The sequence below is a fragment of the Rhodoferax sp. BLA1 genome (assembly GCF_013416775.1).
GTDB lineage: Bacteria > Pseudomonadota > Gammaproteobacteria > Burkholderiales > Burkholderiaceae_C > Rhodoferax.
The window spans coordinates 121,129-140,774 of the sequence record NZ_SZVI01000012.1 but is presented as its reverse complement, the minus strand read 5'-3'; the positions used below and the strand labels follow the sequence as shown (position 1 = coordinate 140,774).

The window sequence follows — 19,646 nt, the reverse complement described above, 5'->3', positions numbered from 1 at the left end:
CACATAGCGTGCAGTCGTGGTGGTGTTGCCACGTCTCCTGTGCCAGCAGTGACACCCAACTCCAGAAAGTGCTGGATCTGCTGGCCAAACTCAAAACTCAAGCTTAGCCAAAGACGGGAGGTCAACCGTTCCAACTGTGCCAACGAATATTGGTCGAACGTGCCCAACCGCTTTACATGACGACCTCGCTTTGGCCAACTGCACTGCTTGACCCCGATGTTTGGCAAACTGCAACAGCCCCAGTCAAGTGCAGCGCTCTGACCATCACCCTCTGCGAAATATCACCTATCCCCGATATTTGCCCAATATCAGCCAGAGCCAATAATCTGTCATCCCCCACTGCACTGCAGACCCTAATGTCCCACCCATGAGAGAACTCGTCGCCTGGATCAACGACCAACCGGTTGGCACCTGGCACGTGCGTCGCGACGGATACCACCTCTTTGACTATGCCCCCAGCTGGCTGGCTCACGTCGAGGCTCGCCCGATCTCCCTGTCCCTGCCCCTCACCGCAGACAAACCCCTCGAAGGTGCAGTGGTCAAGAACTACTTCGACAACCTCCTGCCCGACAGTGAAGGCATCCGACAGCGCCTGAGCACCCGCCTGAAGCTTACCCAGACCGATACCTTTGCCATGCTGCAAGCCATTGGCCGGGACTGCGTGGGTGCGCTCCAACTCCTGCCACCCGGTGAGACGCCCGCTCCCGTTGACCACCTGAGCTACGACGAACTCAGCAGCTCCCAGCTTGAGGCACATCTGGCCAGCCTCGGTGATGCCTCAACCCCAGATCCACTGGTCGATACCGGCTATCGGCTGACCATCGGTGGTGCTCAGGAGAAAACGGCTCTGCTGCGCATCGGTCAGCAATGGTGTCGCCCCCTTGGGGCCACCCCCACCACCCACATCCTCAAACCCGCGATTGGTGTCACCCCCGGTCGCCAGCTTGATCTGCGTCGCTCGGTCGAGAACGAATGGCTGTGCAGCCAAATCCTGTCCCAGCTCAAGCTGCCGGTGGCGAGATGTGAGATCGCCGACTTTGGTGACAGACGCGTCCTGGTGGTCGAACGCTTTGACCGGCAATGGCAGGAGGGTCCCTGGATCTCCCGTCTGGTCCAGGAGGACCTGTGTCAGGCCTTGGGCGTGGGCAGTGACACCAAGTACGAAGCCAAGGGAGGTCCAGGCATGCAGGCCTGCCTGGAGGTACTCAAAGGCTCGGTGTCACCACAGCAGGATGGCCGAACCTTCCTGTGTGCCCAGTTGTTGTTCTGGTTATTGGGTGCCATCGACGGCCATGCCAAGAACTTCTCGCTCTTTCACCTGCCGGGTGGAGGCTACCGCATGACACCCCTGTATGACGTGATCTCCGCCTGGCCGCTGATAGGTACCGGACCTTATGACATCGCCTACAAGAAAGCCAAGCTGTCGATGGCGGTGCGCTCCAGAACCGCCCACTACCGGCTCAATGAAGTGCAGCGCAGGCACTGGGAACACCTGGCCCTGACCAGCGGTGTGCAAGATGCCTGGCCGGCCATGCTGGAGATGGTGCAGCGCATAGATGCGGCCCTGCTGGCGGTTGAACAAGCGCTGCCGCCTGACTTCCCGATGGCAATGGCCCAGAGCATCTTTGCGGGCACGCGTGCCCATCTGCGCAAGTTCAATGAAGCACAGGGATACAACGAATAGGGGGATAGTCAATTCGGTGATGCCGGGCAGTTTGGCAACACAGGCACGATGGACAGCCGAAATGCAGCTTGGATTCAACAGTCGGCCGCCCGGAAAACTTGTCAACCTTCAGGCCTGTGACTCTTCAAGGCTGAAAGCCGACTGTCGGATTTCCAGACAGCAGTCATCCAGATACTATGGTTTTGCGCTGTAACGACAAAGCTCAGCGGGCGGCGAAGCCGTCCGCTGAAACGACCTGTTGAAAAGCAAGCTGCGCTTTCAATGGCTTACCAGGCGCAATGATGCAAACATGTGCTGAGTATTGGCGTGGAAGCCGCCACCGATTAGCAACTTAATTCCGCCAGACATTGGCATGGAAAAACCGCCAAGGATTCGCATCCCAAAGCCGACAGGCAGTGGCATGCAATTCCGCCAGCAAACTGAAAGGGTGTCTTACGAAGACTCTTCAGCACTGGAAAGCAAAGTGCGATCAATCAGATTCGTCAGCGCAGTGCCTGCTATCGCTCCGTATATGTAATCCATACGAGAGACGCCAACTTCCGCTTTGGCAACGGTGGACTAAACCGCTACCGCGGTACCCTTCGGCCAGGCGTTGGTGGTTTGCGCAGAATGGATTTATGGCTATGTTTTGAAGCGAGGCAATTGGCCTCGTTCACAACAGGAGCACAGCCATGGAAACATCGACACCAAGCGGGTCCGCACTGCGTCAACGCATGATCGAAGACATGCGAATGCGCAAACTAGCGCCCAAGACGCGAGAGGCCTACATCCGCGCTGTTCGCAAGTTTGCCAAGTTTCTGGGCAGATCGCCAGACACCGCGACTGACGAAGACCTGCGCCGTTTTCAACTGCATCTGATCGACCAGGGTACCTCCCCCATCACACTCAACGCCACCATCGTGGGCTTGAACTTCCTCTTCTCAGTCACACTGGGTCGCCCTGAGGTCATGGCCAAGATGCAATCGGTGCGCGTGCCACACAAGCTACCGGTGATCTTGAGTAAAGAAGAGATGACCCGTCTGCTCGCCTGTGTCGCACACATCAAGCACCAGACGGCGCTGTCACTGGCCTACGGCACGGGATTGCGGGTGGGCGAAGTCGTGGCGCTCAAAGTCGGCGACATTGACAGCAAGCGCATGACGCTGCGCGTGGAACAAGGCAAAGGTCTCAAGGATCGTTACGCCATGCTCTCGCCGGTCCTGCTGGAACGCCTGCGCGTGTGGTGGCGCGTGGCACGTGCCCAGGGCAAGATGCTTGACGGTGGCTGGTTATTTCCGGGTCTGGATCCTTTGCAAAGCTTGAGCACGCGCCAACTCAACCGAGCCATCCACGACGCCGCCACGATGGCCAAGATCGACAAACGGGTGTCCATGCACACCTTGCGCCACAGCTTTGCCACCCACTTGCCCGAGCAGAAGGTGGACATTCGTGTGATTCAGGTTTTACTGGGCCACCAGCGTCTGGACACCACCGCGCACTACGTCCAGGTCGCCACCGATGTCCTGCGCGAAGTGATCAGTCCACTGGAGACCCTCAAGCCCGCATAGGGACATCACCGCCGTGGGGCACCTCGCCTTGGAGGTGGCCGACATCTTCCGCACTCACGGTCCTGCTTGGCGTCAAAGCCAGCAGGGACACCTGAGCCTGGGCCAGCTCAAAGTGATGTCGGCCATCGAGCAGTGCCGCAGCGCGGCACTGGGGGGACACGTGTTGCACTGCGACGACTGCGGGCACGACCAAGTGGCCTACAACTCATGTCGCAACCGGCACTGCCCCAAGTGCCAGGCCCGTGCGGCCAAGCGCTGGCTGCAAGATCGTCAGGCGGATTTGCTGCCAGTGGACTACTACCACGTGGTCTTCACCTTACCGGCACCCATCAGTGCCATGGCGTATTACAACAAGGCGGTGATTTATCGGCTGTTGTTTGAGGTGGCCGCTGAAACACTGCTCACCATCGCGGCAGACCCCAGACATTTGGGGGCACAGATTGCAGCGACCCTGGTACTGCACACATGGGGATCGGCGCTGACGCACCATCCCCATGTGCATGGCATGGTGCCGGGCGGTGGCCTGTCACCTGACGGCCAGCGCTGGGTGGCCTGCAAGCCGGGCTTCTTTCTGCCGGTGCGGGTGCTCTCCAGGTTGTTTCGCAGGCGTTTTCTGGAAGAGTTGGGGGCTGCGTACCGTGCGGGTGAGTTGCAGTTCTTCGGTGAATACGCCGAGTTAGCGGATGCCAAGACCTTTGCCAAATGGCAGGCTCCAGTGGGCAAGTGCGAATGGGTGGTGTATGCCAAGCGTCCGTTTGCCGGTCCGACTGCGGTGCTGGCCTATTTGTCACGCTACACCCACCGGGTTGCCATCTCCAACTCACGTCTGTTGTCAATGGACGATGCGGGGGTGAGGTTTCGCTGGAAGGATTACCGCGCCAAGGGAGAGACGCGGCATAAGACCATGACGCTGCAGCCTGACGAGTTCATGCGTCGCTTTCTGCTGCACGTTCTGCCCTGTGGCTTTCACCGCATTCGCCACTATGGGCTGATCGCCAACCATGTGCGCAAGGAGAAACTGGCTCTGGCTCGTGAACTGCTGCAGGTGGCGCCTGCTGCAGCTGCCGATCCGAACAGTGCTGACGAACCAGCTGAGCCTGTGCGACCGACATTCGTTTGCACGCACTGTGGCGCGCCGATGATCATCGTCCAGACGTTTGTGCGCGCACAGGCCATTCGTGCGCCACCTACCGCCCAGGGTCCTTCATGAGCGCAAGGACTTGGAGACGGCCAAACTATGGGTCGACTCGGCACTCGCCGCAGTCAGCCTGGACAAGTGCGTCCTTGTGCCGCGAAACCTCGGCTGATCGCGCCACCGGTGTCAAACAAATCTGCCAAGTCAGCGCCAGTGCGCGTGGCTTGTGCGGTCTGGCCGCCAGGAGCAAAGCCATGATCGCAATGTCAAACCACACTGCGGCTCTTCAAATCCCCATAGCTGCATAGTTCACTCCAACAACTGCGGTACTCCCCGCGGTTTCCTCCCTCGAGGTTTGTACGACACCCGCCCTCAAGCTTGGGCTGGGTCTCGACGGTCAGTGGTTGCGGGCGGGCATCCTACAAACCTAAACGGTTCCGGTCGTAGAAGTTTGCGATATGCCTGCTCCGAAGCGGCCATTGCCACTTATGGATCGAAAGGCAGCTATGTGGCTTAGCCCACAGGCCACCAACACGACATCAGCTTGCCTGAATCTTGACCGGACGCCTTGAACCGGGAAGCAGGCGCTGGGCGTGTGCCAATTCCTGGCTGGTCAACACATACTGCGGGCAGTCCGTGAGGCGCTCCACCGCCAAGTCAATGAAAGCTCTGGCGCGCGCCGGTTGTGATGTCCGGCTGCCAAAGTACACAAAGTAACTGGCGATGTCTGGCATGTGCTCCAGCAAGACTGGAACCAGTTGGCCCGCTCGGATATAAGGCGCTGCCGTGGCGCCTGCCAACTGGCCCAGCACCTTTCCGGAGAGCACCGCGTTCAATTCCAGATCCGCATCGTTGCTGATGATGGTCGGCACCACCGGCTGTTCGACCAGCTGACCGCCCAGAAACACGTGCCACGGGGCGAGTCTGCCGGTGCCCGGATGGCGAAACACACTGCAGCGATGTGACGACAAGGCCGACAGCGAGTTGGGTACCCCGAAGCGCTCGAAGTAAGCCGGCGCGCCACAGATCACCAACTGCAGCGGAAACAACCGACGCGCAATCACCCCCTCGTCCGGCGACGGCCCTAGGCGAAAGCCCACATCAATACGGTCTTCCACCCAATTGCCGATGCGGTCCTCCAGCAGAACATCGGGCTGGATGCCGGGATACAGCTCACAAAACGTCTCGATCAAGGGCCAAAGGATGGGCTGGAACGTGGTGCGCGGACCGGCAATACGCAGTGGCCCGGAGAACTCATCCTTGTTCGCCCGGGCCTTGGTCAGAGCACGCTGCACCCCGAGCAAGGCAGGCTGGATTTCTTCAAGCAACCGTTGTCCCGCGTCAGTCAGAGACATAACCCGCGTGGTGCGATGAAACAGCCGCACTGCCAGATGTTTCTCCAGTTGCGCTAAGGCCTTGCTGGCGGCCTGCGGACTAATGTCCAGTTCAAGCGCTGCCTTGCGCAGGCTACCCAGCTCGGCGGCCTTAATGAAAGTGGACACAGAGCGCAGTTCATTGATGGCCATGGAATGGGATCTCCTGCGCAACATTATCCCGTTTTTGATGTCAATTCAACAACGGTTTTGCAGCTATTCAGATGTGAGTTGGCTGCATACAGTCGGATCCCATGCGAACGGTACACACCAGCCATGAAACGACGCGGTCCCGCCTCACATCCTTCACCCCGAAAGAGAGATTCAAATGAAATTCACGGTCTTACATTCAGTATTGTTAGCCTCAAGCGTGGGTACATTTTCTGGCGCCTCGATGGCCGCAGACTACAAACAGAATCCATTCACCCTGGCCTATGACGGTGCGATCACCGAAAACGTCCAAGGCAAAGTCAACATCCGCGCCGTGGCTTACAAGCTCAACGGCATTGATGTTTCCGCCAACGTCTACACCCCTGCGAACTATGACGCAGGTAAGAAATATCCGGCAGTGGTGGTGGCCCACCCCAATGGTGGTGTGAAGGAGCAGGTGGCAGGTTTGTATGCCCAGCGTCTGGCCGAGCAGGGCTATATCGCCATCACTGCCGACGCAGCTTATCAGGGTGCCAGCGGCGGCACACCGCGCAATGTGGATAAGCCAACCCATCGTATCGAAGACATCCACGGCATGGCCGACTTCATCACTCAGTATGCCGGTGTGGATGCCACGCGTCTTGGTTTGCTCGGCCTCTGCGGCGGCGGCGGTTATTCGTTGGCCGCAGCGCAAACCGACAAGCGGTTCAAGTCGATTGCGACAGTGAGCATGTTCAACTCCGGGCGCGTTCGCCGCAACGGCTATGTCGACTCGGGACTGACCACCATCCAGACACGTTTGCAGCAGGCCTCAGACGCCCGCGCCCAGGAGGCGGCTGGCGGCAAGGTTCTCTACTCTGGCGACGCCAACCTGAGCGATGAACAGATCGCCAAGTTGCCGTTTGATCTGTATCGGCAGGGTTACGAGTACTACTGGAAAACGCATGCGCATCCCAACTCGACCTTCAAATACACCACCAGCAGTTTGCTGGACCTGATGCGCTTTGACGCTACCAACCAAATCGAACTGATCGACAAACCCTTGTTGATGATTGCCGGCAGCAAGGCCGATAGCCTGTACATGACCGAGGATGCCTTCGCCAAAGCCACCGGAACGAAGAGCAAGGAGTTGTTCAAGATCGAAGGCGCCACCCACATCGAAACCTACTGGAAGCCAGCTTACGTCAACCAGGCGGTGGGCAAGCTGACCGAGTTCTACGGCAAGTCGCTCTGACGCGTTCTGCCCAATCCCATTGAAAGAAACAACATGACCATCTCAGGCCATCCTGGCCGACTGCTCGTCGCGCTGGTATTTGCTTCCATCGTGGCCTCACCGCTGGCCATTGCGGCCTCGACAGACCAGGCCAAATCCCTCGTGATTCAGGAACAGGGCAGTTTCGCCGTTGGCGGCACCGTCACTCAAACCCCTGACGGGCAAACCCTGCATGGTGACCATGCACGCGTGTTCTATCAGGTGCCGGTCAAGGCCAGAACATTGCCGCTGGTGATGTGGCATGGTTTTGGACAGTTCGGCAAAACCTGGGAGACAACCGCCGATGGCCGCGAGGGCTACCAGACTCTTTATCTGCGGCGTCAATTTGCCACTTACCTGATCGACCAGCCACGCCGTGGCGCGGCGGGGCGCGGCACGGTGGGGGGTGCGATCAGCGCCACGCCGGACGAACAACGCTGGTTCAACACCTTTCGGGTCGGTATCTGGCCCGACTATTTCCCCGGCGTGCAGTTCTCACGATCCAAAGAGACGCTCAACCAATACTTCCGGGCGATGACGCCGGATACCGGCCCGATTGATCTCAATGTCACCAGCGATGCGGTTTCGGCCTTGTTCGACAAAATTGGCCCAGGAATTCTGGTGACGCATTCGCATAGCGGGGGCATGGGCTGGCTGGCGGCGATGAAGAATCCGCGTATCCGCGCCATCGTCGCCTACGAGCCGGGTAGCGGCTTTGTGTTTCCACAAGGCGAAGTGCCACCGGGCATGGCGAGTTCGGCCGGTGCACTGGAACCGGTCGGAATCCCTCCCTCCGAGTTCATGAAGCTCACCAAGATACCGATCATCATTTATTACGGAGACTTCATCCCTTCGGAGCCCATCGCCAATTCAGGACAGGACGGTTGGCGCGTGCGTCTCGCGATGGCCAAGCTCTGGGCGCAAGCCATCAATCGCCACGGTGGCGATGCGAAGGTTGTGCATCTGCCGGAGATCGGCATTCGCGGCAACACGCACTTCCCGTTCTCGGATCTCAACAATGTGGAAATCGCCGATCTGATGTCAAAGTTTCTGGCCGAGAAACACCTCGACTGAAAACGGCAGAGTCCGAACGCGATGACTTTTGGGGATTGCCCCACCGGAAAGGCCGGTCACACTGCATTTCAAGCGGCCCTCCTCGGCATCATTGTCATATTTTGATTGTCAATCCAACAATCATTTTGCAGCTATTCAGATGTGAATTGTCTGTCTACAGTCCGACCCCATACACACACACAACAGAAGACGATCATGGAAACAGTGACTTTGAACAACGGCACCAAGATGCCTATCCTGGGATTTGGTGTCTTTCAGATTCCGGACGCCCAGGAATGCGAACGCAGCGTGGTTGATGCCATCCAGACCGGTTCCCGGTTGATCGACACCGCTGCCTCGTACATGAACGAAGAGGCCGTCGGCAAGGGCATCCGCCAGAGCGGTGTGGCGCGCGAAGAGCTGTTTGTCACAACCAAACTGTGGGTGCAGGATGCTGGTTTTGAACGCACCCAGCAGGCCATCGACAAGTCGCTGCACCGCCTGCAACTCGACTACCTGGACCTGTACCTGATCCACCAGCCCTTTGGTGATGTGCACGGGTCCTGGCGTGCCATGGAAGAGGCCTACCGTCAGGGCAAGCTGCGCGCCATTGGTGTCAGCAACTTCCACCCGGACCGACTGATGGACATCAAAGTCTTCAACGAAGTTGCCCCGGCGGTCAATCAGGTGGAGGTGAACCCATTCCTGCAGCAACTGGAGAGCGAGCCTTTCATGAAAACCATCGACGTGCAGGCGCAGGCCTGGGCACCGTTTGCCGAGGGGCGCAACAACCTGTTTCAGAACGACGTGCTGGTGTCCATCGGCGCGCGCCATGGCAAGTCGGTGGGGCAGGTGGTGCTGCGCTGGCTGATCCAGCGTGGTATTGCCGCACTGGCCAAAACCGTGCGCAAGGAGCGCATGGCGGAGAACCTGGCCGTGTTTGACTTTGCACTCGACGATGCCGAAATGGCACACATCGCCACACTGGACACCAACACCAGCAGCTTCTTCTCGCACCGCGACCCAGCCATGGTGAAGTGGATGAGCGAGCGACGCATCGCCACCTGAGTTGTGCATGAAGACGACGCACGTTTCACATCAGGCCGCTGTGCTGGCCATCATCGTGACAAGCTACCTCATGCTGGTGGTGGACATCTCGATCGTGTTGACTGGCTTGCCCAACATCCAGGCCGAGCTGGGTTTCTCGCACGCAGCCCTGTCCTGGGTTCAGAACGCCTACACCCTGACCTTCGGCGGATTTCTGTTGCTGGGCGCGCGCGCCGGTGACATCCTGGGGCGAAGGCGCATGTTCATCGCCGGTTTGACACTCTTTACCGCTGCGTCGATGGCCATTGGTCTGGCGCCGTCACCGACCTGGCTGCTACTGGGGCGCGCTTTCCAGGGCATTGGTGCGGCGATTCTTGCGCCATCCACTCTGGCATTGCTGTCCATCCATTTTGCGGAAGGCCATGAGCGCACCCGTGCGCTGGCGCTGTACGCCGCAGCGGCTGGCGTAGGCGCAAGTCTGGGCCTGGTGCTGGGTGGTCTGGTCGCCGAACTGATCTCCTGGCGGGTGGGTTTCTTCATCAATCTGCCCATTGGCATTGCGCTGGTCCTGGGCGCCAAGCGCTACCTGGTGGAGACGCCATTGAAATCGGGGCGACTCGATTTGGCAGGTGCGGTGAGTTCGACGCTGGGGATGGGCGCACTGGTGTTTGGCATTGTCCGTTCGGCAGAATCCGGTTGGGCCGACACAGCCACGGGGCTCTCTGTTGCGTCCGGCTTGGCACTGCTGGTGTTCTTCGTGGTCCATGAATCGCGAGCGTTGCAACCCATTCTGCCGCTGCATCTGTTCACCAACCGCGAACGCAACGCAGCGTATGCGGCCCGCATGCTGTTTCTGGGCGGCATGGTGGGTTTCTGGTTCTTCACCACGCAATTTCTGCAGGGGGTCTTGTTGTACAAGCCCTTGCACGCTGGCCTGGCGTTTCTGCCAACAACGATTCCCCACTTCATTGCGGCTATGTCGGTGCCTCGCCTGACGCGCAGGTTTGGCAACGCTAGGCTGTTGGCGGTCGGTCTGAGCTTTTGTATTGCGGGCCTGGTCTGGATGGCCGGACTGTCTGAGCTTTCTCCTTACGTCACGGGGATTGCATTGCCCATGGTCCTGATTGGTATCGGGCAGGGATTTGCATTGGGACCTTTGACAGTTTCAGCTGTTCAGGGTGTTGCCAGTGAAGACGCTGGTGCAGTCTCCGGAATCGTCAATGTTGCGCACCAGGTGGGTGGGTCACTGGGGCTCAGCATTCTGGTTGTGGTGTTTGCTGCGGGTGGCGACGCCGATCTGGGTGCTGCGGCATCCTTGGCGCATCACATTGCCAGCACCTTCACGGCGAGCGCTCTCATGCTGGCCATCGCATTGGCGCTGGTACTTTTCTTCATCGTCCGTCCGCGAGCGCGCTACCTCCCCGCCTAAAGCGGGGCCATCCACTTCCCAAACCAGGAGTTTTTACCATGTCCATCTTCCACAGCCCCACCTCTTCTGACCAAGAACCGCGCGGCCTGCAGCGCCGTCAGTTGCTGGCAACAGCCGCCACTCTGGGTATTGCGCCGTGGCTGCTGTCCGCCTGTGCCAGTCAAACTGCATCCATCGCCAATGGAGCTGACGATGCAGCGATGCGTCGACTAACCGCAGGACAACGGCGCAAACTGGGCACGCTTGAGGTTTTCCCAGTCGGCCTGGGTTGCCAGTGGCGCCCAGGCGCCACACCCGGTGTGGTCGCGGATTCCTACAGCAGCACATTTGACCGCCCGGCGGCTGTCCGGCTCATCCAACGCGCTGTGGACCTGGGTGTCAATTTCATCGACACCGCCGAGGTGTACGGACCGTTTCTCTCGGAGGAGATCGTTGGTGAGGCGCTGCAAGGCATACGTAACAAGATCGTCCTGGAAACCAAATTCGGCATGGATCTCGATCAGAAGACGGGCAAGCGTTTGGGTGGCCTGAACAGTCGACCCGAACACATCAAGCAAGTAGTCGAAGCGCAATTGCGCCGCCTCAGAACGGACCGCATCGACGTGCTGGTGCAGCATCGGGTCGATCCGGCTGTGCCGATTGAAGACGTGGCTGGTGCCGTGAAAGATCTGATCGCCGAGGGCAAGGTGCTGCACTTCGGTCTCTCAGAACCTGGCGTGCAGACGATCCGCCGTGCGCATGCGGTCCAGCCGCTGACCGTGATCCAGAACGAGTACTCGATGCTGTGGCGAGGGCCGGAGGCGCAAGTGCTCCCCGTCTGCGAGGAGCTGAGCATTGGTTTTGTTTGCTGGAGCCCGCTGGCCATGGGCTTTCTCACCGGCTCGGTCAAGGCCGATTCGCGCTTTGCGTCGACACCTGTGATGGACTTCCGTGCCGTAGTGCCGCGCTTTGCACCCGAGGCTCTGCCTGCCAACATGGCCTTGGTCCAAGTGGTTCGGGACTGGGCCGAGCGCAAGAACGCCACACCCGCGCAACTGGCACTGGCCTGGTTGCTGGCACAAAAGCCGTGGATTGTGCCGATTCCGGGTACCACCAATATGGCGCACATGGAAGAAAACCTGGGTGCGGCAGCGATTTCGTTCACGGCCGATGAACTCCGGCAACTCAACGCCGCAGTGGCCGCCGTCAACATCCAAGGCGCGCGACTGCCACCGGCGGTGATGTTGATGTCTGGGGTGGAAGCACCTCTGAAGCGCTGAGAAGCGGGAAAAGACGAATGGTCCAAAAGAAGACTCCAATGCAGGCGCTGAAATCGGCAGGTCTGTCGCTGTTGCTGTCCTCAACGGCCTCTTTGGCCGAGGCTGGCGACAGCGATATGCAGGCGCACGCACGCATGCCAGGAAACGGCGCAACTCAACAAGAGTCAAGGGTTCAAGCCAATCCGCTGAGTACTGGCAGCCGCATCTCGGACCTTCTGAACCATCCGGCGTTTGCCGGTTTCGCCCGTTTGCTGCTGCCTTGGGATGACCGTCCCTACGATGGCGAGATGCGCTTGAGCGACATCGGCGCGCTGTTGCCCTACCACAGCCAGGTTGTCCCCGAGGTGGTGGTGAGCGCCTTGAACCGGATGATTGACGATGTCGGGCAGGGAAGGACCGTGTTTTTCGATTTCTATTCCGAGGAACAAAAGCGATTGGCCCCCTCCAAAAGGCATGCCGGGTTGTTCTTTTTGCGCGGAAAACCCGGTGCGCCGTTTGCCATCATTGCCCCCGGCGGCGGGTTTGCCTATGTCGGCTCGGTGCATGAAGGGTTTCCCTATGCGGTTGACATCAACAAGCTGGGTTACAACGCCTTTGTCCTGAAATACCGTGCAGGTTATGGTGGTGGGGTTGCGACACAGGATCTGGCAGCGGCCATCTCGTACATTTTTGAGCATGCCGCCACCCTTGGCGTCGGTACCCAGGACTATTCGGTGTGGGGCAGTTCGGCCGGGGCCAGGATGGCAGCCTCCATTGGTTCACACGGAGTCGCCGCGTTTGGCGGCAAAGCGCTGCCCAAGCCTGCCACTGTGGTGATGGCTTACACCGGCCATTCCGACTATTCGTCGGATGAACTACCCACCTTCGTAGTTGTCGGTGAACATGACGGCATTGCCCCACCGGCGATCATGGAACGACGCGTTGCAGCCCTGCGAAAGGCTGGAACACTGGTTGAATATCACAAATACCCTGGCCTGGGTCACGGTTTCGGCACGGGCGCCGGTACACCGGCCGAGGGCTGGGTCCTGGAGGCTACCCGCTTTTGGGAACGATTCATGGTGAAGCGATGAGCGCCAACAAAGTACCGCGTAGACGGTGGGCGTTTGGCCTTGTGATTGCTGTCGCCGTTGTGAGTGCTGTCGTGGCCTGCGCCACCACATCCCGGCCATCGTCCTATCCGCAATCACCCCAGTTTCGGGATGGGCGCTTCCACAACGTGGTACCAAGGGCCGAGCGCAGCTTTGTTGATGGGGTGCGGGTATGGGCAGACTTTCTGTTCAACAAGTCGGCCAACACCAGGCCAGACCGCATTGTTCCGATGCTGAAGGTGACCCGGGAAGCCATTCTGGATGCGCCCGACCACAGTGTGTGGCGGCTGGGACATTCGAGCCTGCTCCTCAAACTCAACAACAAGCTGTGGTTGACCGACCCGGTCTTTAGCGAACGCTCTTCGCCCGTTCAATGGTACGGGCCACAGCGCTTCGACGCGCCACCCATCGCGGTCGATGAACTGCCGCCCCTTGAGGGCGTGATCATCTCGCATAACCACTACGACCATCTGGACCACGCGACCATCCTAGCGCTTCAAGGTCGGGTGAAGCACTTTCTTGCGCCATTGGGCGTGGGTGCAACCCTCATCACATGGGGCGTGCCTGCCAGCAAGGTGCAGGAGTTCGACTGGTGGGATGGCACCACCATTGAGGGGGTGCGCTTCATCGCGACGCCGGCACAACATTTCTCGGGGCGCGGTCTCACCGATGCCGATTCCACATTGTGGTCGTCATGGGTGATTGCTGGCCGGGACTTCAAGCTGTTCTTCAGCGGCGACAGCGGTTACTTCGACGGGTTCAAGGAAATCGGCAAGCGGTATGGCCCGTTCGACGTGGCCTTCATCGAAACGGGGGCTTACGACAAGCGCTGGGCGTACGTTCACATGCTGCCTGATCAGGTTCTCAAGGCGTTCGCCGACCTGAATGGCAAATGGCTTTTTCCAATCCATAACGGCACGTTTGATTTGGCCATGCATGCCTGGAACGACCCGATGGAGCAGATTGCAGACCTGGCCGGCGCCAATGGCCTGTCTCTTAGCACACCCATGATGGGCGAGCGCATGAGCCTGTCTGCGCCCACACCGGGAAGCAGATGGTGGCAACAAACCGCACAACGATGACACAACCCAAGGATCCACATGACCCACTTCTCTTTTAAATCCATGGTGTCAACCCTGTGTCAAAAGTCGGCCGTTGGCCTGGCCAGCGCGGTCTGGCTGGTCTTGGCAGGCGGCACGGCCTTGCTAAGTACCGATGTGCTGGCAGAGGGCAACCGTGTGACGTTTCCTGACCTGGACAAGCTGATCCACTACACGACGGTACGGCGTGGCAACGCGGTGGAACATATGTTGACCACGCGCGAGGCGATTGATGCCGCCAAGAAGGGTCAGCCTTTTCCGAACGGAACGCACTTTGTGCTGGTCGACCATCGTGACGGCAAGCTTTCGCGCTACTTCGTGATGCAAAAAGGTGCGGGTTGGGGGCAGGATTACGACGCACGTCGCCGGACCGGTGACTGGCAGTTCCAGTGGTTCCTGACGGACCAGAAGTCCATCAACCCGAGTGAGAACACGGCGCGCTGTCAGTCCTGTCATGAGCCGCGCAAGGACGACGAGTTCCTGTATACCTTCAGCGAATTGCGCAGCTTCGACCCGGCGGCGACACCGAGCAAATGAAGATCCATCTTCTGACCCGATTGGGCATCGTTCTGGCGGCGGCCGCGCTGATGCTCGTGGTCTTGCCTTACTACTGGCAGGACAATCTCTTTCATGAGGTGGCCGGGACCGGCATGCTGGTACTGCTGGTGGTGCATAACGTGTTCAATCGCCGCTGGTACGCAGGGCTGGTACACGGCCCGCTGGATGCACGCAGTGTCATCAACAGGGCCGTTGTGGTGTGCTTGGCGACAGTCATGCTGACCTTGCTGGTGACGAGTGTGATGGTCTCCAACGCCTTGTTCACCGCATTGGAACTGAACAACTCCTTTCGTGTAAAGCAAATCCACGCGTTGGCCGCTTATTGGGGACTCATCATCCTTGGCGCTCACGTTGGCACGCGTTGGACCATGCTCATGGGCATGGCGCGCGCTGTAAGTGGAATCAAGTCCGCAAGTTCAGCACGAACCTGGGTACTGCGGCTCGCCGCCGTGGCCATCACGATCCAGGGCATTCGCAGTTCGTTCGTCCTGAATATCGGCTCGAAGCTCTTCCTTCAGCCGCTCCCGGACTGGTGGGATTTTGGGGAATCCTCCGCAGGTTTTTTTCTGCATTGCTCAGCAGTAGCGGGGCTTTATGCGGCTGTCAGCTACTACTTTGTGTTGTGGACGCAGCGCGCAAAGCGTGTACGCGTCACCGAAAACGCAGCCAACTGAGCATCTATGACCAACCAAGTTTTACAGAAAGGACTCGTGCTTATGAAGAAACCGTTTTTATTGGGAATGACCCTGTGTGCCGTCGCTGTATTTGCTAGCGCAGCCGAACCCCAAGGCCAAGCTGGCCAAACGGTTGCATCAGGCCCCCCTGCCCAACTCATCACACGTGCAGGCGAACAAAAGCCAATATACGGATCGGCCGATTACTTCACCGGGCGTGCGCGGGTTGACCCCTTGTTTTCCGCCAACGAGGACGTCAATGCGTACGGTGCCTATGTGACATTCGATCCCGGTTCGCGCACTGCATGGCACACGCATCCGGCAGGGCAGCGGCTGGTGGTGACATCGGGTATCGGACTGACGCAGGAATGGGGAAAGCCCGTGCAAGTCATCCGCGAAGGCGATGTCGTGTGGTGCCCGCCCGAAGTTAAACATTGGCACGGTGCTACGGCGAACTCAGCAATGACCCACTTGGCTGTGGGTCGCTCCGTTGATGGCAAATCTGTAACCTGGATGGAGAAAGTGACCGATGAACAATACAACGCCCGCTAAGCAACGCCTTTTTCGGGCGGCAGCAGTCACCATGGTTCTGGGTCTCGGCCTGGTGACCGCACCTGCCTACGCCGCTCAGAACAACCCGGAACCGCTCGCCGTGACCACACCAAGCCGCTCAGAGACGCTTTCCGCTAGGCAGCAAGCCATCCCGCTGATCGCCTCCTTTGTGGCGGCGAGCGACATGCCCAAGCTCAACGCCGCTTTGCATGCGGGTTTGGACTCGGACCTGACCGTCAGCGAAGCCAAGGAAATCCTGGTACATCTTTATGCCTACGCCGGTTTTCCGCGCAGTCTCAACGCGCTGGGTGAGTTGCTGAAGGTGGTGGACGCGCGCAAACAACGTGGCATTCAGGACGCACCGGGGCGCGAGCCAAGCCGAACCATTCCCACCGGTGACGAGTTGCTCGCGGTTGGCACAGCCAACCAGACCAAAATTTCCGGCGGGCCGGTCAAGAACACAGTGACGGACTTTGCCCCCGCCATCAACCAGTTCCTGCAGACCCATTTGTTCGGCGACATTTTCGAACGCGACAACCTCGACTGGCAAAGCCGTGAGTTAGCCACGGTCGGAGCACTGGCCGCAACGCCTGGCGTGGAATCGCAACTGCGCTCGCACATGGCCGCCAGCATGCGGACAGGTCTGACGGCTGCACAGTTGCGTCAGTTGGTCGCGGTGCTGGCTGAGCGTGGTGATGCAACGGCCGCCCAACGTGCCGATGTTGCGCTCACGCAGGCCCTTGCGGCGGCGTCCCGCTGAGCACCCGGGCTGTCAGCGCCCAGTGGCATGTCTGCAAGTGTTGGCACAGAACTGGACCCGGACAGTGCGAATATAGGCTGCAACCCTGCAAATAGGTGCTAGCTGACGTTCCCATACCGACGCGGCCGTCTCACTTCATGTATGCACCGGACCGGCGCAGGCCCCAAACTGCGCAGTGTCATCGACCTGGTGGTTGCTGCATTGGACAATGCGGACCATACCCTGGGCGTGAGTCGAATGTCGGCTGTATTAAAACTGGAGCTTCCCACTATGGTGCACTTTGACGAGCACGGTGAATGGCCGTTGTACCGCCTTGAGCTAGATCGCCAGATACTGGACAGTCGTATGCACCCGCATTGAGCCTTGAAACTGACTTAGGTTGTGCAACTTCAGGAGTCATTGGACTATTGGCCATGAATGACCAAAAAAACCAAAATTCTTCAATAGAGAACCGTTTCAGCGACCACCATTGGAGAGTTTGTTGCCGCCGATACCCAATTAGCCGTCTGTACTGGTTGGGGATTGATAGGCAAAAGCACCCTTGAACGCGGTGTCCGCTGCAGTTTGCAGAACATCACAGGTGTGTCACTCCGTCACCGGCACAAGTACCAGAACCCTGTCATTCCAATATCGGCGTTAACAGCCACCTATGTTGATATGCGTATTCCAGAAATCTCTGACCATCGTTGCGGTAACTGTTAACCTCTCCTCTGCCAATGACCTGTAGACCACGCAGGTTCATTGCCAATTGCAATTGCTTATCTGGGATGGCCACCGGACGCCAGTGCGGGTACAGCCAGCGGTGGCACCTACGCAGCAAAAGCTGTCGGCAATAACCCACCCCAACGCAAAAAAGCACTTGGACGGACCAGCACGCCCAGCCCCGAGCGCCACCGCACTGGCGGCATCAGTGAGCAAGCCCGCAGTGCCAACCTCTCCGGGCAACGATGCCGACTGGGAAACGCTCTAAAGCTATCTATTTGATGGCTACTAACGCTTATCCAACAAGGACCATAACCCAAAACATCTGATATTTTCCGGGCCATTCGCCTCGGCCTGACCCTTGCCGCCCGGCCGCCCCCTTCTGGATGACGGGTGACCCAGGTCGGTTGCAGTCTGGTCATGTGCCCGCAGGCACTTGAGGCCTGAGCCAAACAAGCCAAGTCACACATCCAAGGAAGGGTTTATACCGTGCACTTTTGCACACGCAGCTGTTTCCTGCGGTTCTATGATGGTGGCAACCTCCCACCCTGACAGATATCACATGAACCACCTGAAAATCTCCACCCGCCTCACCCTTGGCTTTGCCGCCATCACACTCGCCTTTCTGGTCTTGTCCGGCTTCACGGCGTGGCGAATGCACCAGGTATCGCAGGCCACAGCTCATATGGAAACCGAAACACAGCTGCTGGACCTGGCAGAAAGGTGGCAAGCCAACACCCGCCAGAACTCTGTGCGTGCATTGGCCATCGCATACTCCCCCGGGCCAGCCATGGCTGATTTCTTCAAGGCGGATGTGGCCGCCACCAGCGCCAGCATCACGGAGATACAAAAGAAATTTCTGGAATTGGCCAAGGACGAAGACACCCTGAAACATGTGGAAGCCATGGGTGACGTACGCAAATCCTACCTAACGGTACGCGAGCAGGTGTACACCACGAAAGCGTCTGGCGACGAAACCGCTACCCAGACGCTGGTACACGACAAGCTGGTGCCCGCCACGGCAGAGTACATCCGTGTTTCCCAAATTCTGGTGGACGGCCAAATCGCCAGCATCAGCAAATCCCAAGATGACATCGAAGCCATCTTCAACCAACTCTACCTGGTCGGTGGTGTGTTGCTGGCCCTGTGCATCGGCATCGCCGTCTTCGCCAGCTGGAGCATCTCGCGCGGCATTGCAAAAGGCATCGACATGGCCAGTACCGCCGCACAACGTTTTGGTGAAGGTGACCTGAGCCAGGCCCTGCCCCAGGACGGCAAAGACGAAATCGCCCACCTGTTACAAGCCCTGTCCCGCATGCAGGCCAGCCTGATTGGTGTGGTCCAGCGTGTACGCCAAGGCTCCGAATCAGTCGCCACCGCCAGCTCCGAGATTGCCCAAGGCAACCACGACCTCTCCAGCCGCACCGAATCCCAGGCCAGTGCGCTGCAAGAAACCGCTGCGTCCATGGAAGAACTGTCTTCCACCGTCAAACAAAACGCCGACAACGCGCGTCAGGCCAACCAGTTGGCCTTGAGTGCATCGACTGTTGCGGTGCAAGGTGGTGAAGTGGTCGCCCAGGTGGTGGACACCATGAAAGGCATCAACGAAGCCAGCCGCAAGATCAGCGACATCATCAGCGTGATTGACGGCATTGCCTTCCAGACCAACATCCTGGCCTTGAATGCGGCCGTCGAAGCCGCCCGTGCAGGTGAACAGGGCCGTGGTTTTGCGGTGGTGGCATCTGAAGTGCGCTCCCTGGCCGGACGCAGTGCAGAAGCGGCCAAGGAAATCAAGATCTTGATCAACAACAGTGTGGAGCGGGTCGAACAAGGCACGGCTCTGGTCGATCAGGCCGGTACCACCATGACAGAAGTCGTGACCTCGATCAAACGGGTGACCGACCTCATGGGAGAGATCAGTGCGGCCAGTACCGAACAAAGCCAAGGGGTGAGCCAGGTCGGTGAAGCGGTGACGCAGATGGACCAGGCAACGCAGCAGAATGCGGCCTTGGTGGAGGAGATGGCGGCAGCGGCATCCAGTTTGAGGAGCCAGGCGCAGGAGCTGGTGAGTACGGTGGCGGTGTTCAAGTTAACGCCTGGGCAGGATGCAGGTTATGCAGCACCCGCAATACATGCCAGAACCGTGATCAGCGCACACAAATCGTCTGCACCGAGCAAGAAGGTGGCTGCCAAAGCCGCATCCAAACCGGCAAGCCTGACCCATGACAGCGGTGCCAAGGCGGGTAATGAGGAGTGGGAGAGTTTTTAACCGCGATTACTGAC

At 59.0% G+C, this 19,646-nt stretch carries 16 protein-coding genes; 15 read left to right on the top strand and 1 reads right to left on the bottom strand.

The window, feature by feature from the left end; genetic code table 11:
- Positions 1 to 367 precede the first annotated feature (367 nt).
- The 3 genes from FDG13_RS13450 to FDG13_RS13440 all read left to right on the top strand — a co-directional run bounded on the left by FDG13_RS13450 (position 368) and on the right by FDG13_RS13440 (position 4,441).
- On the top strand, positions 368 to 1,684 hold the full coding sequence (locus tag FDG13_RS13450) for a type II toxin-antitoxin system HipA family toxin (protein WP_180128698.1): 1,317 nt from the start codon (positions 368 to 370) through the stop codon (positions 1,682 to 1,684).
- Between the two features lie 671 nt (positions 1,685 to 2,355).
- Positions 2,356 to 3,231 (top strand): site-specific integrase, encoded by an 876-nt coding sequence (locus tag FDG13_RS13445; RefSeq protein ID WP_180128695.1) that lies wholly within the window; start codon positions 2,356 to 2,358, stop codon positions 3,229 to 3,231.
- Between the two features lie 13 nt (positions 3,232 to 3,244).
- Entirely contained in the window at positions 3,245 to 4,441 is a 1,197-nt protein-coding gene (locus FDG13_RS13440; protein ID WP_180128693.1) for an IS91 family transposase, read from the top strand.
- A gap of 464 nt (positions 4,442 to 4,905) precedes the next feature.
- Here FDG13_RS13440 and FDG13_RS13435 read toward each other — a convergent pair whose 3' ends face one another.
- Positions 4,906 to 5,892, bottom strand: a complete 987-nt coding sequence (locus FDG13_RS13435) for a LysR family transcriptional regulator (protein ID WP_180128690.1) — start codon at positions 5,890 to 5,892, stop codon at positions 4,906 to 4,908.
- Between the two features lie 241 nt (positions 5,893 to 6,133).
- On the opposite strand from FDG13_RS13435, the gene FDG13_RS13430 reads away from it, so the two are divergent.
- The 12 genes from FDG13_RS13430 (at position 6,134) to FDG13_RS13375 (ending at position 19,632) form a co-directional block, all read left to right on the top strand.
- Entirely contained in the window at positions 6,134 to 7,123 is a 990-nt protein-coding gene (locus FDG13_RS13430) for an alpha/beta hydrolase (RefSeq protein WP_255435280.1), read from the top strand.
- 33 nt (positions 7,124 to 7,156) lie between these two features.
- A complete protein-coding gene (locus FDG13_RS13425) occupies positions 7,157 to 8,215 on the top strand; it encodes an alpha/beta fold hydrolase (RefSeq protein ID WP_180128683.1) in 1,059 nt (352 codons plus the stop codon).
- 195 nt (positions 8,216 to 8,410) lie between these two features.
- Entirely contained in the window at positions 8,411 to 9,262 is an 852-nt protein-coding gene (locus FDG13_RS13420; RefSeq protein WP_180128680.1) for an aldo/keto reductase, read from the top strand.
- Positions 9,263 to 9,269: 7 nt separating this feature from the next.
- On the top strand, positions 9,270 to 10,670 hold the full coding sequence (locus FDG13_RS13415) for an MFS transporter (RefSeq protein ID WP_180128676.1): 1,401 nt from the start codon (positions 9,270 to 9,272) through the stop codon (positions 10,668 to 10,670).
- Between the two features lie 38 nt (positions 10,671 to 10,708).
- A complete protein-coding gene (locus FDG13_RS13410) occupies positions 10,709 to 11,929 on the top strand; it encodes an aldo/keto reductase (protein WP_180128673.1) in 1,221 nt (406 codons plus the stop codon).
- Positions 11,930 to 11,967: 38 nt separating this feature from the next.
- The gene (locus FDG13_RS13405) at positions 11,968 to 12,999 is read left to right on the top strand and encodes an alpha/beta hydrolase (protein ID WP_255435251.1); all 1,032 of its coding nucleotides are present in this window, start codon (positions 11,968 to 11,970) and stop codon (positions 12,997 to 12,999) included.
- Positions 12,996 to 14,099, top strand: coding sequence for an MBL fold metallo-hydrolase (locus FDG13_RS13400; RefSeq protein WP_180128669.1), 1,104 nt, complete (start codon positions 12,996 to 12,998; stop codon positions 14,097 to 14,099). The genes FDG13_RS13405 and FDG13_RS13400 overlap by 4 nt, the downstream gene beginning before the upstream one ends.
- Before the next feature lie 18 nt (positions 14,100 to 14,117).
- The gene (locus FDG13_RS13395) at positions 14,118 to 14,654 is read left to right on the top strand and encodes a cytochrome P460 family protein (RefSeq protein WP_255435250.1); all 537 of its coding nucleotides are present in this window, start codon (positions 14,118 to 14,120) and stop codon (positions 14,652 to 14,654) included.
- Positions 14,651 to 15,349, top strand: coding sequence for a DUF4405 domain-containing protein (locus tag FDG13_RS13390; protein ID WP_180128666.1), 699 nt, complete (start codon positions 14,651 to 14,653; stop codon positions 15,347 to 15,349). Before FDG13_RS13395 ends, FDG13_RS13390 begins: the two co-directional genes overlap by 4 nt.
- A 6-nt stretch (positions 15,350 to 15,355) precedes the next feature.
- On the top strand, positions 15,356 to 15,901 hold the full coding sequence (locus tag FDG13_RS13385) for a cupin domain-containing protein (RefSeq protein ID WP_255435249.1): 546 nt from the start codon (positions 15,356 to 15,358) through the stop codon (positions 15,899 to 15,901).
- Positions 15,879 to 16,661 (top strand): carboxymuconolactone decarboxylase family protein, encoded by a 783-nt coding sequence (locus tag FDG13_RS13380; RefSeq protein WP_218942728.1) that lies wholly within the window; start codon positions 15,879 to 15,881, stop codon positions 16,659 to 16,661. The genes FDG13_RS13385 and FDG13_RS13380 overlap by 23 nt, the downstream gene beginning before the upstream one ends.
- 1,264 nt (positions 16,662 to 17,925) lie before the next feature.
- Positions 17,926 to 19,632 (top strand): methyl-accepting chemotaxis protein, encoded by a 1,707-nt coding sequence (locus FDG13_RS13375; RefSeq protein ID WP_180128657.1) that lies wholly within the window; start codon positions 17,926 to 17,928, stop codon positions 19,630 to 19,632.
- Positions 19,633 to 19,646 lie beyond the last annotated feature (14 nt).